The organism is Halomonas sp. 113 (assembly GCF_904067645.1).
GTDB classification, from domain to species: Bacteria; Pseudomonadota; Gammaproteobacteria; order Pseudomonadales; family Halomonadaceae; genus Vreelandella; species Vreelandella titanicae.
In genome coordinates this window covers 102,222-116,209 of record NZ_LR881453.1, presented here as the reverse complement: position 1 = coordinate 116,209, position 13,988 = coordinate 102,222, and the positions used below count along the sequence as shown (strand labels likewise).

The following is a 13,988-nucleotide window of genomic DNA, read 5'->3' as shown; positions in this document are numbered from 1 at the left end:
TAAAGCCGTCCGCACAAGGCTTACTTGAGCTCGACGGTTGCGCCCGCTTCTTCCAGCTTGGCTTTAGCTGCTTCAGCGTCGTCTTTAGACAGACCTTCTTTGATGGTCGCCGGAGCGCCGTCAACAGCACCTTTAGCTTCTTTCAAGCCAAGGCCAGTGATCTCACGTACTGCTTTGATCACGTTAACTTTCTTGTCGCCAGCAGCGGTCAGAACTACGTCAAACTCAGTCTGTTCTTCAGCTACTTCGCCGCCAGCAGCCGGACCAGCCATTACGGCAGCGGCAGCAGAAACGCCGAATTTCTCTTCCATTGCTTCGATCAGCTCGACAACTTCCATTACGGTCATGTCGGCTACAGCATTGATGATATCGTCTTTAGACAGTGCCATTGTTTCATTCCTAACTTTGCGGGAGTCTCGGTCAGCCGAGGACTCAGGATTCATTGCTCGGTTCAGGCAGCGCCCTGGTTAGACCGTTTACGCCACCTGCAAGAAGAACTGCTTATGCAGCTTCTTGCTTCTGGTCGCGCAGAGCGGCCAGAGTACGAACCAGCTTGCCAGCGGAGGCTTCTTTCATTACCGACATCAACTTGGCAATTGCTTCGTCGTGAGTCGGTAGGGTTGCCAGACGGTCGATGTCAGCAGCCGGAATCAGCTCACCTTCGTAGGCCAACGCTTTTACTTCGAAGTTCTTGTCCGCTTTAGCAAACTCTTTGAACAGACGAGCGGCAGCGCCCGGATGATCAGTAGAGAAGGCCAACAACGTAGGACCAACGAAGCTATCGTTCAAGCACTCCCACTGAGTGCCCTCGAGAGCGCGGCGAGCCAGCGTATTACGTACAACACGCAGCTCTACACCATTCTCACGCGCCTGCTTGCGCAGATCGGTCATTTTACCAACCGTAACGCCGCGAGAATCAGCAACTACGACGGAGAGTGCGCCCTTGGCCGCTTCACTGACCTCGGCAACAATCGCTTTCTTGCCTTCAAGTGCTAGTGGCACAGTGATCACTCCTTCGTGCCGGAACCCAGGAAGGTTCCGGTGGTTACCATCTCTCCCCACTCTGCTGTGCTAAAAGCGCTGCAAAGCGGGAAGCCTTGGGGATGGTGCTCACCAGAAAGCCGTCTTAAGCTTAACCAACTGGCGGCCACACCATCTGCGCAGGCGCTTATAGGGCAATTAAGCCGCCCTTGTAAGTACTTGCGTACTTATCAAGCGCGGCACCTGCGGTCTTTGACGATGCCCCGGCCAGTGATAGCCACCAAACGGGGGACCGCAAAGTTCTTGCTCGGTTCCTACAAAAAAACCAACGATGACTCGCTTACGCGAAAGCAGAGTGATCGATTGTCAAACCCGGGCCCATGGTAGTAGACAGGGTCATTTTTTTGAAGTAAATGCCTTTAGACGAGCTCGGCTTGAGGCGCTTCAGGTCAGCAACCAGTGCCTCCAGGTTGCCGTTAATCGCTGAGGCGTCAAAATCCACTTTACCCAGGGTAGTGTGGATGATGCCGTTCTTGTCAGTACGGAAACGCACCTGACCCGCTTTGGCATTTTTAACCGCCGTCGCCACGTCGGGCGTTACGGTGCCAACTTTCGGGTTAGGCATTAGGCCACGCGGGCCTAGAATTTGACCTAGTTGACCTACAACGCGCATAGCATCGGGCGAAGCGATAACGACGTCAAAATCCATCACGCCTTTTTTCACTTGCTCAGCCAAGTCGTCCATACCCACGATGTCGGCGCCGGCTTCTTTAGCGGCATCGGCATTAGCACCTTGGGTGAAGACTGCAACGCGTACGTCTTTACCGGTACCGTTAGGCATGACGGTAGCGCCACGCACAACCTGGTCGGATTTGCGTGGATCAACGCCCAGGTTGATGGCGACATCAACAGACTCTTTGAATTTAACAGTAGACAGCTCAGAGAGCAGCGCAACCGCTTCTTCAATAGAGTAGGCTTTAGTAGTGTCTACTTTTTCGCGAATGATTTTCGCACGCTTAGACAGTTTAGCCATGATCAGAGACCCTCCACGTTTAGGCCCATGCTGCGAGCGCTGCCAGCAATGGTGCGTACAGCGGCATCGAGATTCGCAGCCGTCAAATCAGGCTCTTTAGTCTTGGCGATCTCTTCAAGCTGTTCACGCGTTACGGTGCCGACCTTCTTCTTGTTCGGCTCACCAGAACCGGACTTGATGCCAGCGGCTTTTTTCAGCAGCACGGCAGCAGGCGGCGTCTTGGTGACGAACGTGAAGCTACGGTCAGAGTAGACGGTGATCACGACTGGCGTCGGCAGGCCCGGCTCAATTTCTTGAGTCGCGGCGTTGAACGCCTTACAGAATTCCATGATGTTCACGCCGTGCTGACCCAGCGCAGGGCCTACCGGCGGACTTGGATTGGCTTTACCTGCAGCAACCTGCAGCTTGATATAAGCCTGTACTTTCTTGGCCATCTTTAACACTCCAGTTGGGTAATAGCGCCCGAAGGCTCCCCGGTACCAGTGAAACAGCTGACTAGCCATTTCACACGAATTAACACTTACCGCTTACTTACCATTCACTAGCTACTACTAACTATTCACTAGTTACTCTTTCTCGACCTGAGAGAACTCTAACTCAACAGGTGTAGAGCGCCCGAAGATCAGCACGCTGACATGCAGACGACTCTTTTCATAATTAACTTCTTCGACAACACCGTTGAAATCGGCAAACGGCCCATCGATAACGCGCACTGACTGGCCCGGTTCAAACATCGTTTTAGGCCGCGGCTTGTCAGTACCGTCTTTAACGCGCAGCAAAATTGCGTCTGCTTCACGAGAAGTAATTGGCGCTGGCTTCTCTTTTGTTCCACCGATAAAGCCCATAACACGCGGCGTCTCATTGACGAGGTGCCATGTTTCGTCGGCCATTTCCATCTCGACTAGTACGTAGCCGGGATAAAATTTGCGCTCGCTCTTGCGACGCTTGCCGTCACGCATTTCGACAACTTCTTCGGTCGGCACCAGAATTTCGCCAAAGCGATCTTCCATACCGTACATCTTCACACGCTCGATCAGTGAGCGCATGACATGCTTTTCAAAGCCAGAATAAGCGTGAACGACGTACCAACGTTTGGACATGAAAGCTCCTAACCAATGACGCCGGACATCGCCCAGCCAAGAAGAGTGTCGACCAACCACAGCATTAGCCCCACCACCAAGACGGCCACTAGCACAATGGCCGTGGTCTGAATGGTTTCGGGACGGGTCGGCCATACAACGCGCTGAATCTCTTTCTTGGCGCTTCTGGCAAGCTCTACTAAATCACGACCTTTGGTAGTGGTTAGCGCGATCAAACCCGCAATCACACACAACACCACCACACCAAGCACGCGGTAGAGCAGGCCAATATCGGCGAAATAGGTATTACCAACAACAGCAACGACAAGCAGCGCTACGACCGCCGCCCACTTGAGCCCGTCATGGCGCGTCTGTTGCACCTCGGCGCCATGTTTTACAGAACCAGGCTTCATAAAAACGAGACTCCTCAGGGTGCGGCGAACGATAAAAGAATTTTGGAAAAAGACATACCAACCTGGGGAAGGTTGGCAGGCCAGGAGGGAATCGAACCCCCAACCTGCGGTTTTGGAGACCGCTGCTCTGCCAATTGAGCTACTGGCCTGTATCGTCGTACTGACTTTCTATCTTCGTACTTTCTAGACTTTCTAACGTCTATCTACTTTTTGCTTCTTGCTTCTGCCAATAAGCGTCTTTTCGACCGCCTATACAACAGCGGGCGCCATGGTAGCGGAGAATCCCACACCTGACAACCCCTTCTTTATGCTCAAGCGTCACAAAAACCCACCCAAACACAGAGACAAAAAAAGCGAGCTTCGCTCGCTTGATCTGCAATATGGAGCTCATGGACGGAATTGAACCGTCGACCTCACCCTTACCAAGGGTGTGCTCTACCCCTGAGCTACATGAGCTAAACACATCAACTGGAGCGGGCGGCGGGAATCGAACCCGCACCATCAGCTTGGAAGGCTGAGGTTCTACCATTGAACTACGCCCGCCGAACTTGCCTATAGAATGACAATCCGCTGCACGAGAAACAGTAGCTAACGCCCGCTTACCGGCTTTTCATTCCCAAACACTGAACAGTTCAGCGCCTGATAAACTTGGTGGAGAGGGAAGGATTCGAACCTTCGAAGCTTTCGCGGCAGATTTACAGTCTGCTCCCTTTGGCCACTCGGGAACCTCTCCAACTGTGGCGGCACATTATGCCAGCCTCCAAAACAGTGTCAAGCTAGATATTTACTTAATTTATCGCAGCTTGCGATGCCAGCGCATCTTCTGCCTGCCTTGGAACGCGCTGCATTCTGTCAAAGCAGCATGGAGAATGCAAGTGCCGCGCGAATCTTTTCTAGCGCTACCGGCTCAGGCACCCGCGGCGCACCCGACATTTTGCCCGCACGCTCGGCGAAAGTCATCGGAAAGCACGCCTCTAAGCCGCCATAAACCATATCCGGCCACACCGCATGAGGCACCTGCACTCCCCGTGAGACAACACGCGCATCGCCCCCCGTCAACAGCATTGGCAGCGCCACACCCTCTTGATCGCACACTTCGCTATAAATGCGGTTAATGGCACTGACGGCGGCCATATAAATACCGTGATTAACCGCATCAACGGTGCGTCGTCCTGGCTCCAGCAACTCATCGGCCTCACTTTCAGGGTCGATGGCCACATTGCGAGTACCAAGCTTCAGGCTCTCTTTCATCAGGCGAAGACCGGGGATAATAAAGCCGCCCAGGTGCTGGCCCCCTGGCAGCACAAAGTCGATAGTAATCGCGCTGCCACAATCCACCGCACAGCAACCACCTGCTAGCTGATAGCCCGCCAGCGCCCCCATCCAACGATCGACGCCTAAACGCCCCGGCTCTTCGTAGCCATTAATCACGCCCAACGCCTCATGGGTTGAGTGCGCCACGTGCACATGACGCACCCGGCGGCGCAACAAGGCGACGGTTTCTTCCAGCACGGCCGCCCTGGCGACGCTTGATATACGTACCGCCTCGACCACGTCGAGATCGGGAATATCGGCCCCCGGGCGCCACTCTTCCCGGGTCCATACAGCCCCGCGGGAACGTATCTCGCTACTCTCGGCATCCTTGAGCCGCCATTTAGACAGCGTGTTGCCGATATCCAGATCCAGAATCATAAACGCCTGCGCACGCTGATCTCACCGCCGGCTAGGCGTCGCGAGTGACCATTTTCGGCAACCCAGAGGTTACCACTCTCATCCACTTCTCCGGCGATCGCATCGCTGGTCTGCTGTCCTTGAATCACTCTAATCGGCAGCCCCGCATAGGCGTGACGCTGATTCCACGCATCCCGCCAGGCGGCAAAGCCATGTTGTTCAAAGTTAGCCAGCATCGCCAGCAGGCCCGACACTACGTCTGAGGCCAACTGATTACGCGAGATATCCGGCAGTCGCTCGAAAAGCGCCGCAACAGGTTGGTCGATCGCTGCCCGCTGGGCAGCGGGCAGCCAAAGATTCATGCCCATACCAATGACGACTTCGCAGGGGCCTGCGGCATCCCCGGTCACTTCGATAAGAATACCGGCCAGCTTGCCTAACTCGTCGCCTGGGCCATCACCCTGCTCGGAGAGCAGGATATCGTTAGGCCACTTAAGCTTCGGCGCCACACCATGCTGCTCAAGCACTTGGGCAACGACAACGCCTACCGCCAAGCTCAAGCCCTCCAGCACCGCAATACCCGACTCAAAGCGCCAGCCCAGCGATAGCATTAAGCTCTGACCCCAGGGCGTCGACCAGACACGACCACGGCGCCCACGTCCCGCCGTTTGCAGCTCAACCAGGCACACTTCGCCATGCCCGGCGCCCTGCTCAAAGCGTTGGCGCAGATACTCATTGCTGGAGGGTAACTGGTCCTCAACAAACAGGCGCGCAAGGTGGTGGCGCGCCTGTGCGGGCAGCCGCTCCACGATTTTAGCGCCCTCCAAGGGCTCCAGGCGCTGCGAGAGCTGGTAGCCACGGCCTTTCACCGCCACTACCTCCACCCCTAGTGCTTCCAGTTTTTTTAACTGTTTCCACACCGCCGCACGAGAAATACCCAGCGCTTCACCCAGCTGCTCGCCAGAGTGAACCTCGCCATCGCTTAACAAACGCATCAGGTTGCCGATGGTCATGCTCCTGCCCCAGTGGGAAAAGCGCTAGTCTAGCGGATGGAGGTTCATGGCGAAAACATTCCTAGACCAAGGTTGATATGAGAGGCAGTAATATCAGCGAAGCCTTCGACATGGTAGAATGGCTATTGGACGCAAGCCCTGAGCCAAGATGGTCGGCAAATTGCCAGCCCTTGCGACCCGCATTTTCCGACCCGTGGACGAACGGGTGTTCACAAGAGTTCTCTCTCAGCATGCAAAACCAGCAAAACTCCAGCGCGGTTAATAACCTGCGCAACGTCGCGATCATAGCCCACGTTGACCATGGTAAAACCACACTGGTCGACAAGCTCCTGAGCCAGTCCGGCACCCTTGACCGTAAAGCAGAAGGTCAAGAGCGCATCATGGACTCAAACGATCAGGAAAAAGAGCGTGGCATTACCATTTTGGCCAAGAACACGGCCATTCAATGGCAAGACAGCCAAGGTAACGGCTACCACATCAACATCGTGGATACGCCTGGGCACGCCGATTTCGGCGGCGAGGTTGAGCGCGTCATGTCAATGGTCGATTCGGTGCTACTGCTAGTAGACGCCGTTGATGGCCCGATGCCGCAAACCCGCTTTGTGACCCAGAAAGCATTCGCCCAAGGCCTGAAGCCGATCGTGGTGGTCAACAAAATTGACCGTCCCGGAGCACGCCCTGACTGGGTTATCGACCAGATTTTTGACCTGTTCGACAACCTCGGTGCGTCTGACGAACAGCTCGATTTCCCAATCATCTACTGCTCTGCCCTAAACGGCATTGCCGGTATGGATCCTGAAGAGCTGGCGGACAACATGGATCCCATGTTCCAGGCCATCGTCGATATCGTCGAGCCGCCGAAGGTTGAGCTTGACGGCCCCTTCCAGATGCAGATCTCTGCGCTGGATTACAACAGCTATGTAGGCGTTATCGGCCTGGGTCGCATCAAGCGTGGCGCGGTGAAACCGAACCAGCAGGTGTCGATCATCGGCGTTGACGGCAATGTGCGTAAGGGCAAAATCGGTCAGGTCATGACCCATATGGGCCTTGAGCGCGTGCAGACCAACGAAGCCACCGCGGGCGACATCGTCTGTGTTACCGGCATCGACGATCTGTCGATTTCGGATACGCTATGCGATCCGGCCAAGGTCGAAGCGCTGCCGCCACTGTCCGTCGACGAACCGACCGTTTCAATGACCTTCCAGGTCAACGATTCACCGTTCGCCGGTAAAGACGGTAAGTTTGTGACCAGCCGCAACATCAAGGATCGCCTTGATCAAGAGCTGATTCACAACGTGGCCCTGCGCGTTGAGCAGGGCGAAACCCCTGAGAAGTTCAAGGTTTCTGGCCGTGGCGAGCTGCACCTCTCGGTGCTGATCGAAACCATGCGCCGTGAAGGCTTTGAGCTGGCCGTAGGCCGCCCTGAAGTCATCATCAAAGAGATCGACGGTGAGAAGCAGGAGCCCTACGAAGAGGTCATCATCGACTGTGAAGAGCAGCACCAAGGCTCGATCATGGAAGAGCTGGGCTACCGTAAAGGTGAGATGACCAACATGCTGCCGGACGGTAAAGGACGGGTTCGCCTGGACTTCATCATTCCTGCCCGCGGCTTGATCGGTTTCCGTGGCCAGTTTCTGACCCTGACTTCGGGCACCGGCATCCTGACCAGCCGCTTTGATCACTACGGCCCGCTGAAGCCTGAAGCCTCTATCGAGCGTCGCAACGGCGTGTTGGTTTCGATGGTCGACGGTAAAGCCCTTGCCTATGCGCTGTATGCGCTGCAAGAGCGCGGCAAGCTGATTATCGATCACGCCACGGAAGTTTACGAAGGCATGCTGATCGGTATCAACAACCGCGCTAACGACATGGTGGTTAACCCCACCAAAGGCAAGAAGCTCGACAACATGCGCTCCACCGGTAACGATGAAAACATCGTCTTAACCCCGCCGGTTAAGTTCTCCCTGGAGCAGGCCATCGAGTTCCTCGACTCTGACGAGCTCGTCGAAGTCACGCCGGCGCACATCCGCCTGCGCAAAAAGCTGCTGAAAGAAACCGAGCGTAAGCGTTACAGCAAGAAGTAATCCGTTCCAAGCAGTCAGTACCCAAAAACCCGCGAAAGCGGGTTTTTTTATGCCTCGTTGCCACACTTCATGACCGCTCAATAGCTGCCAAGATACTTCCCTAAACGCAGCCTAAACGCTAATACGCTGGAAAGGTGCCGCGTTCTATCGCACAGTGACGCTAAGTTCAGCGCGTCCAAGGCACGCTGACATCGCTACATTCATACAGGTGTTTGGATACTTACCCCCATCCTGACGCCCAAACACGGACACTCTTACCCATGAGCGGTCATAACGTCTGGACGCATAAAGGCACTTTTCTTCTCGCCGCCGTTGGTTCCGCCGTCGGTTTGGGCAATCTATGGCGCTTCCCCTACCTCACCGGTGAAAACGGTGGCGGTGCCTTTATATTGGTTTACGCACTGACGATCTTCGCCGTTGGCATACCGATTCTGATTGCCGAGATCATGCTGGGTCGCACCAGCCGCCAGAGCCCGATTATGGGTATGCGGCACCTGACCAAAACCCATGGCACCTCTCGGGCCTGGGAAACGATCGGCTGGCTGGGCGCTGCCTCGGCGTTTTTGATTTTAAGCTTCTATTCGGTGATTGCCGGCTGGGCGATTCACTACACTTGGCTGATGCTGACCGGCTCACTGGTCGGTGCCGACGCTCAGACCATTAGCACTGGCTTTGACGCACTACTGGCCGCCCCTGGCCTAATGACGCTCTATCACACCCTTTTCATTGCCGCGTCCGCGCTGATTGTCGGCATGGGGATTCATAAAGGCATCGAATCAGGCCTGCGCATTATGATGCCCGCGCTGTTTGTAATTCTGTTGGTAGTGCTGGCCTACGGCGTAGTGAATGGCGATATAGGTGCCGCTGCCAGCTTCCTGTTTACCTTTAATATCGCCGACCTCAGCCTTGAAGGCTGGCTGCAGGCCATGGGCCAATCATTCTTCACCCTTAGCCTGGGGATGGGGGCAATTATGGCTTACGGCGCCTACATGCCCAGCGAGGTCTCACTAACCCGCACCGCCTTTGCTGTTGCCATCGTCGATACCGCCGTGGCGATGGTGGCGGGCCTGGCCATTTTTGCTCTGGTGTTTGGCGCCGGTCTGGAAACCGGGCAAGGCCCTGGGCTAATGTTTGTTACCCTTCCGCTGGCGTTTGCCGAAATGCCGTTTGGCGCTTTGGTGGGCGGGGTGTTCTTTATTCTGGTTCTCGGCGCAGCTATCAGTTCCTCTATTTCGTTGATCGAGCCCGTCGCGGCGTTCCTGGTGGAGCGTTTCGACATGACCCGCCCACAGGCCGTTACCATTATGGTGATTGCCGCCTGGGCAATGGGTCTGTTGACGGTGGTTAGCTTCAATATGTGGGCCGAGGGGACGATTTTCCATAGCCTGTTTGGGCGCAGTGCGTTTGAGTTTATCGAGCTACTCACCAATATATTTATGCCGGTGGGCGGCCTGCTGATAGCCCTATTCGCCGGTTGGGCGCTAACCCAGAGCGAAGTGATGAAGGAACTGGGCAGCAGCGTCACTTGGTTTAAATTCTGGCGGTTTCTGGTGCGCTTTGTGGCCCCCGCCGCCGTAGCCTTTGTGTTTTTACGCACCATTCCTCAGGTGGATGGCTATCTTATCCCCACCCTCGGCGCGCTGCTCATTATTGGTGCCTTTGCAGCCAGCCAGCGGTGGCTGAAAAAACCACGACAAATAACTTAATAACAGTGTGCAGGCGGCTTAATTAGCCGCCTGTATCGCGTGGAGACACCATGACCCCTCTTATTGAAGTACAGCGAGTCAACAAAGCGTTCGGCGGCCTACAGGTGATTAATGACTGCTCCATTCAAGTGGAGAAGGGCTCCATTACCGGGATGATTGGCCCCAACGGCGCAGGTAAATCAACCCTGTTTAATCTCATTGCTGGCGCCCTGACGCCTGACAGCGGCCATGTGCTGCTTGATGGAGAAGACATTACCTCGCTCAGCGCCGACCAGCGCTTTCATCGCGGCTTATTGCGCACCTTTCAGATCGCCCACGAGTTCAGCCAGATGAGCGCGCTGGAAAACCTCATGATGGTACCGCCCAAGCAAGCCGGTGAAGACCTTTTCAGTGCCTGGCTAAAGCCCGGCAAAGTGCAGCGAGAAGAGGCGGAGGTGCGCCGCCGCGCCCTGGAAGTCATCGACTTTGTTGGCCTGCACCATGTGCGCAACGAGCTGGCGGGTAATTTGTCCGGAGGGCAAAAGAAGCTGCTGGAGCTTGGCCGCACCATGATGACCAACGCCAAGGTAGTGCTACTTGATGAGATCGCCGCCGGGGTAAACCGCACCCTGCTGGGTGATTTGATCGGCAATATTGAGCGGCTCAACCGCGAAATGGGTTACACCTTTCTGGTCATTGAGCACGATATGGAGATGATTGCCCGCCTTTGCGACCCGGTTATCGTGCTGGCTCAGGGCAGTGTGATGGTGGAGGGGCATATCAACGACATCCAGAATAATCCTGAGGTCATCGAGGCCTACTTCGGTACAGATGCCGCTTAAACGTGACGTTTTCTCCCATTAGCCAATTAATATAATGATGTCGCTGCCAAGCGACCTTGCTGGAATACTTTGCTTATGTCATCAACAACCAGGCCATTAATCGACGCACGGGATGTGCACGGCGGCTATGGCGGTATGAATATCCTTAACGGGGTAAACATGACGCTGGAAGCCGATGAGGTCGGTGTTATCGTCGGCCCTAACGGGGCGGGTAAATCCACCATGCTGAAAGCGGTCTTTGGCCTGCTGCATGTTAATCAGGGCGAGATACTGCTTAACGGCCAGCCCATCCAAAACCTGCCGCCTAACCAGCTGGTGCAGCGCGGCATGGGCTTCGTGCCCCAGGAGAAGAACGTTTTCCCCAGCCTTTCGGTGCAGGAAAACCTGGAGATGGGCGCCTTTTTAAAGCCGCAAAACGTCAAGCGCATGCTCGCTCAGATCTATGAGTTTTTCCCACCGCTGTACGAAAAGCGCCGCCAGCCTGCCGGTGAGCTTTCCGGTGGACAGCGCCAAATGGTCGCCATGGGCCGCGCTCTGATGGCCGAGCCGAGCCTACTGTTGCTGGACGAACCCACCGCAGGGCTGTCGCCGCTGTATATGAATGAGATTTTCGACCGCGTCAAACAGATCAACGCCGCTGGCGTGGGTATTTTGATGGTGGAACAGAACGCCAAACAGGCACTCGCGATAGCCGATAAGGGCTTTGTGCTGGCTGCTGGCCAAAACCGCTTTACCGACACTGGGGCGGCACTGCTCGCCGACCCCGATGTCGCCAAAAGCTTTTTGGGCGGCTAGCCCCAGGGAGATAGACGTGAACGAACTGGTTTTTTTCATCAATAATGTGGTGATTTCGGGCAGCGTCAGCGGCTCTATTTATGCCATTGGGGCCATTGGGGTAACGCTGATTTTCAGCATTATGCGCTTTGCCCACTTCGCCCACGCCGACATGATGACCTTCGGCGCCTTTATGGTGCTTCTGCTTACCACGCTGTTCCCAGCAGCGGGCGCCAGCCTAGGTGTACCCACCGCCGTGCTAATGCTGCCTCTGGCGATGCTGCTCACCGCCGCTTTGGCCGTGGGAATCGATAAAACCTTCTATAAACCGCTACGTGCCCATGGGGTCAAACCGATTGTGCTGGTGATTGGCTCGCTGGGGGTCACGTTGATTCTACAGGGCTTGATCCGCCTCTTTTCCGGCACCGGCGGGCAGAGTTTATATGTCGACGACCGTAAAGAGATCTTCCGCCTTGCGCTGCCCTTCGAGGGTGCCCGTGCACCGATTGTGGTTACCGAACCGCAGATTTATCTGTTCGTGATCACTATCGTTGCGGTCGTCGCACTACACCTTTTCCTTAACCGTTCGCGGTTAGGCAAGGCAATGCGCGCCATGTCGGATAACCCTGAACTCGCCCAAGCATCAGGTATTAATACCAATACCATCGTGGCGGTGACCTGGATGATTGCCGGAGCGCTGGCGGCTATTGCTGGAACGCTGCTCTCCTTAGACGTTACCTTCAAACCCGATTTGAGCTTCTTTCTGCTGCTGCCTATTTTCGCCGCCGCTATTGTGGGGGGCGTTGGTCACCCTTACGGCGCCATTGCCGGTGGCTTTGTGGTCGGCTTTGCCGAAACCCTGGCGGTGTTTAACTGGAACGTGCTACTACGTCCCTTCCGCGACAGCCTGCCCGCCTGGCTTGAGCTACCGTCGAATCTGGCCTTTGTGGGTACCGAGTACAAAATTGTGGTGCCGTTTTTCATTCTGGTAGCCATTTTGGTGTGGCGTCCCACCGGACTCTTTAAGGGCAAGGTGATCTAATGAGCAACTCAGAAAAAACGCGCAACCCTGCCTACACTCCCCAAGACGCCACGTCTGCCCGTCGCTTCCCGCTGCGCGAGCTGATTCTGTTTGGTGTGCTGCTCGTAGCGGTCTTGGCGGTCTACGCCATCATGGGCGCCGCCTACAGCACGCGCATGCTGGTAGAAGCTGCCTGCTACGCCATCCTCGCGCTGGGATTAACCATCCAGTGGGGCTATGCCGGCCAGTTCAACGCCGGGGTAATGGGCTTTGTCGCCCTGGGCGGCTTCTGTGCGATGTTTTTCAGCGTGCCGGTCAACGATGCCTTCTGGGGCACGGCGCTACCCGGCGAATTTGGCCGCGTGCTGCTTTATGGCGCAGCCGCTATTGTATTAATTGTTGGCGCCAGCAAGCTGGATCGACTGGGCGTACCCAAGCCCCTGCGTACGTTTATCGCGGTGGTGCTGGGTGTGGTGCTTTACCTCGTGGTGATTAGCCAGCTGCGCGAAGTCACTGATGCGATTGAAAGCCAGGCAGGCTTCGTCGGTGGGCTGGGCTTACCGCCCTGGATCGGCTGGATTGTCGGTGGCGCGCTGGCGGGTGGCGTCGGCTACTTTATTGGCCATATCTGTTTGGGCTTGCGCAGCGATTATCTGGCGATAGCCACCCTCGGCATAGCCGAGATCATCAAGGCGTTTCTAAAGAACTCCGACTGGCTGACCCGCGGTACCGCTACGGTTTCCCCACTTCCATGGCCCACACCGGGACCTGCCGAACTGGGGTTTACGCTCTCCCGGGCTATCTACCTTTCATTTACGGCGGTGATCATTGCGGTGATCTTCTTTCTGCTCAATCGCGCCTACAACGCCCCTTGGGGCCGTATGATCCGGGCGATTCGCGATAATGAAGTCTCCGCTGCGGCAATGGGTAAGGATATCAACAAACGGCGTCTGGAAATCTTCGTGCTGGGCTGCATTCTGATGGGCTTGGGCGGCGGCATACTGGGCACCTTCAATAGCCTCTTCGACCCTCAAGGCTACCTGCCGCTTAACCATACCTTCCTGGTACTGGTGATGGTGATTCTTGGTGGGCCAGGCAATAACCTGGGCACCATTTTTGGCGCTGTGGCGGTGTACATTATCTGGATTATGTCCGAGCCCCTGGCGCTGTTCTTAATGCAGTTAGCGGTGGCCTTTGGCGAAGGCGCTTTCGGCTGGGATGCACCAGGCAATATGGATAGCCGCGCCCTGCAGGCACGGGTGCTGGTGATTGGCTTATTGATCACCATGGTGCTGCGCTTCGCGCCCAAAGGGCTACTACCCGAGAAAATCAAAAGTCACAGTTGATGGGACAATTGATATGACCGATGAGCTAAGCCCGGCGCGCCAGATCTGG

The 13,988-nt window shown here is 55.8% G+C and carries 14 protein-coding genes and 4 tRNA genes; 6 read left to right on the top strand and 12 right to left on the bottom strand.

From position 1 onward, the window contains the following. Positions 1-20: 20 nt before the first annotated feature. From rplL to YERSI8AC_RS00605, 12 genes are all read right to left on the bottom strand, one after another. The gene (gene rplL / locus YERSI8AC_RS00660; protein ID WP_022520870.1) at positions 21-389 is read right to left on the bottom strand and encodes a 50S ribosomal protein L7/L12; all 369 of its coding nucleotides are present in this window, start codon (positions 387-389) and stop codon (positions 21-23) included. Positions 390-501: 112 nt separating this feature from the next. Then, positions 502-1,002, bottom strand: a complete 501-nt coding sequence (gene rplJ / locus YERSI8AC_RS00655; protein WP_022520871.1) for a 50S ribosomal protein L10 — start codon at positions 1,000-1,002, stop codon at positions 502-504. Positions 1,003-1,321: 319 nt separating this feature from the next. Beyond that, entirely contained in the window at positions 1,322-2,014 is a 693-nt protein-coding gene (rplA, locus tag YERSI8AC_RS00650; RefSeq protein WP_022520872.1) for a 50S ribosomal protein L1, read from the bottom strand. 2 nt (positions 2,015-2,016) lie between these two features. Continuing rightward, the gene (gene rplK / locus YERSI8AC_RS00645) at positions 2,017-2,448 is read right to left on the bottom strand and encodes a 50S ribosomal protein L11 (RefSeq protein WP_007112017.1); all 432 of its coding nucleotides are present in this window, start codon (positions 2,446-2,448) and stop codon (positions 2,017-2,019) included. A 132-nt stretch (positions 2,449-2,580) separates the two neighbouring features. Then, positions 2,581-3,114, bottom strand: a complete 534-nt coding sequence (gene nusG, locus YERSI8AC_RS00640) for a transcription termination/antitermination protein NusG (RefSeq protein ID WP_138800117.1) — start codon at positions 3,112-3,114, stop codon at positions 2,581-2,583. An 8-nt stretch (positions 3,115-3,122) separates the two neighbouring features. Further along, a complete protein-coding gene (gene secE / locus YERSI8AC_RS00635) occupies positions 3,123-3,506 on the bottom strand; it encodes a preprotein translocase subunit SecE (protein WP_159175905.1) in 384 nt (127 codons plus the stop codon). 73 nt (positions 3,507-3,579) lie between these two features. Beyond that, positions 3,580-3,655 (bottom strand) — tRNA-Trp (locus tag YERSI8AC_RS00630). A 232-nt stretch (positions 3,656-3,887) separates the two neighbouring features. Then, positions 3,888-3,962 (bottom strand) — tRNA-Thr (locus YERSI8AC_RS00625). A 13-nt stretch (positions 3,963-3,975) separates the two neighbouring features. Further along, positions 3,976-4,049: transfer RNA gene (locus YERSI8AC_RS00620), tRNA-Gly, on the bottom strand. Positions 4,050-4,155: 106 nt separating this feature from the next. Beyond that, positions 4,156-4,239, bottom strand: a tRNA-Tyr gene (locus YERSI8AC_RS00615). Positions 4,240-4,358: 119 nt separating this feature from the next. After that, positions 4,359-5,198, bottom strand: coding sequence for a type III pantothenate kinase (locus tag YERSI8AC_RS00610; protein WP_022520875.1), 840 nt, complete (start codon positions 5,196-5,198; stop codon positions 4,359-4,361). Next, positions 5,195-6,190 (bottom strand): biotin--[acetyl-CoA-carboxylase] ligase, encoded by a 996-nt coding sequence (locus tag YERSI8AC_RS00605; protein ID WP_009288153.1) that lies wholly within the window; start codon positions 6,188-6,190, stop codon positions 5,195-5,197. Before YERSI8AC_RS00605 ends, YERSI8AC_RS00610 begins: the two co-directional genes overlap by 4 nt. Positions 6,191-6,420: 230 nt before the next feature. Here YERSI8AC_RS00605 and typA point away from each other — a divergent pair, with 230 nt between their 5' ends. The 6 genes from typA to YERSI8AC_RS00575 all read left to right on the top strand — a co-directional run bounded on the left by typA (position 6,421) and on the right by YERSI8AC_RS00575 (position 13,939). Further along, positions 6,421-8,271, top strand: a complete 1,851-nt coding sequence (typA, locus tag YERSI8AC_RS00600) for a translational GTPase TypA (RefSeq protein WP_053856923.1) — start codon at positions 6,421-6,423, stop codon at positions 8,269-8,271. Between the two features lie 260 nt (positions 8,272-8,531). After that, entirely contained in the window at positions 8,532-9,977 is a 1,446-nt protein-coding gene (locus tag YERSI8AC_RS00595) for a sodium-dependent transporter (protein ID WP_039860221.1), read from the top strand. Between the two features lie 50 nt (positions 9,978-10,027). Next, positions 10,028-10,798: an ABC transporter ATP-binding protein gene (locus tag YERSI8AC_RS00590; RefSeq protein WP_022520878.1), complete on the top strand. Its 771-nt coding sequence runs from the start codon at positions 10,028-10,030 to the stop codon at positions 10,796-10,798. A 75-nt stretch (positions 10,799-10,873) separates the two neighbouring features. Beyond that, a complete protein-coding gene (locus tag YERSI8AC_RS00585) occupies positions 10,874-11,593 on the top strand; it encodes an ABC transporter ATP-binding protein (protein ID WP_022520879.1) in 720 nt (239 codons plus the stop codon). A 16-nt stretch (positions 11,594-11,609) separates the two neighbouring features. Next, positions 11,610-12,614 carry a branched-chain amino acid ABC transporter permease gene (locus YERSI8AC_RS00580; protein WP_022520880.1) on the top strand — a complete coding sequence of 335 codons (1,005 nt, stop codon included), beginning with the start codon at positions 11,610-11,612 and terminating at the stop codon, positions 12,612-12,614. Further along, positions 12,614-13,939: a branched-chain amino acid ABC transporter permease gene (locus YERSI8AC_RS00575; protein ID WP_027958789.1), complete on the top strand. Its 1,326-nt coding sequence runs from the start codon at positions 12,614-12,616 to the stop codon at positions 13,937-13,939. The genes YERSI8AC_RS00580 and YERSI8AC_RS00575 overlap by 1 nt, the downstream gene beginning before the upstream one ends. The last annotated feature ends 49 nt before the right edge of the window (positions 13,940-13,988 follow it).

What these genes read in the sequence shown, in the direction of transcription:
- rplL (WP_022520870.1), bottom strand. Translation starts at nt 389, where the DNA reads ATGGCACTGTCTAAAGACGATATCATCAATGCTGTAGCCGACATGACC.
- rplA (WP_022520872.1), bottom strand. Translation starts at nt 2,014, where the DNA reads ATGGCTAAACTGTCTAAGCGTGCGAAAATCATTCGCGAAAAAGTAGAC.
- rplK (WP_007112017.1), bottom strand. Translation starts at nt 2,448, where the DNA reads ATGGCCAAGAAAGTACAGGCTTATATCAAGCTGCAGGTTGCTGCAGGT.
- nusG (WP_138800117.1), bottom strand. Translation starts at nt 3,114, where the DNA reads ATGTCCAAACGTTGGTACGTCGTTCACGCTTATTCTGGCTTTGAAAAG.
- secE (WP_159175905.1), bottom strand. Translation starts at nt 3,506, where the DNA reads ATGAAGCCTGGTTCTGTAAAACATGGCGCCGAGGTGCAACAGACGCGC.
- YERSI8AC_RS00610 (WP_022520875.1), bottom strand. Translation starts at nt 5,198, where the DNA reads ATGATTCTGGATCTGGATATCGGCAACACGCTGTCTAAATGGCGGCTC.
- YERSI8AC_RS00605 (WP_009288153.1), bottom strand. Translation starts at nt 6,190, where the DNA reads ATGACCATCGGCAACCTGATGCGTTTGTTAAGCGATGGCGAGGTTCAC.
- typA (WP_053856923.1), top strand. Translation starts at nt 6,421, where the DNA reads ATGCAAAACCAGCAAAACTCCAGCGCGGTTAATAACCTGCGCAACGTC.
- YERSI8AC_RS00595 (WP_039860221.1), top strand. Translation starts at nt 8,532, where the DNA reads ATGAGCGGTCATAACGTCTGGACGCATAAAGGCACTTTTCTTCTCGCC.
- YERSI8AC_RS00590 (WP_022520878.1), top strand. Translation starts at nt 10,028, where the DNA reads ATGACCCCTCTTATTGAAGTACAGCGAGTCAACAAAGCGTTCGGCGGC.
- YERSI8AC_RS00585 (WP_022520879.1), top strand. Translation starts at nt 10,874, where the DNA reads ATGTCATCAACAACCAGGCCATTAATCGACGCACGGGATGTGCACGGC.
- YERSI8AC_RS00575 (WP_027958789.1), top strand. Translation starts at nt 12,614, where the DNA reads ATGAGCAACTCAGAAAAAACGCGCAACCCTGCCTACACTCCCCAAGAC.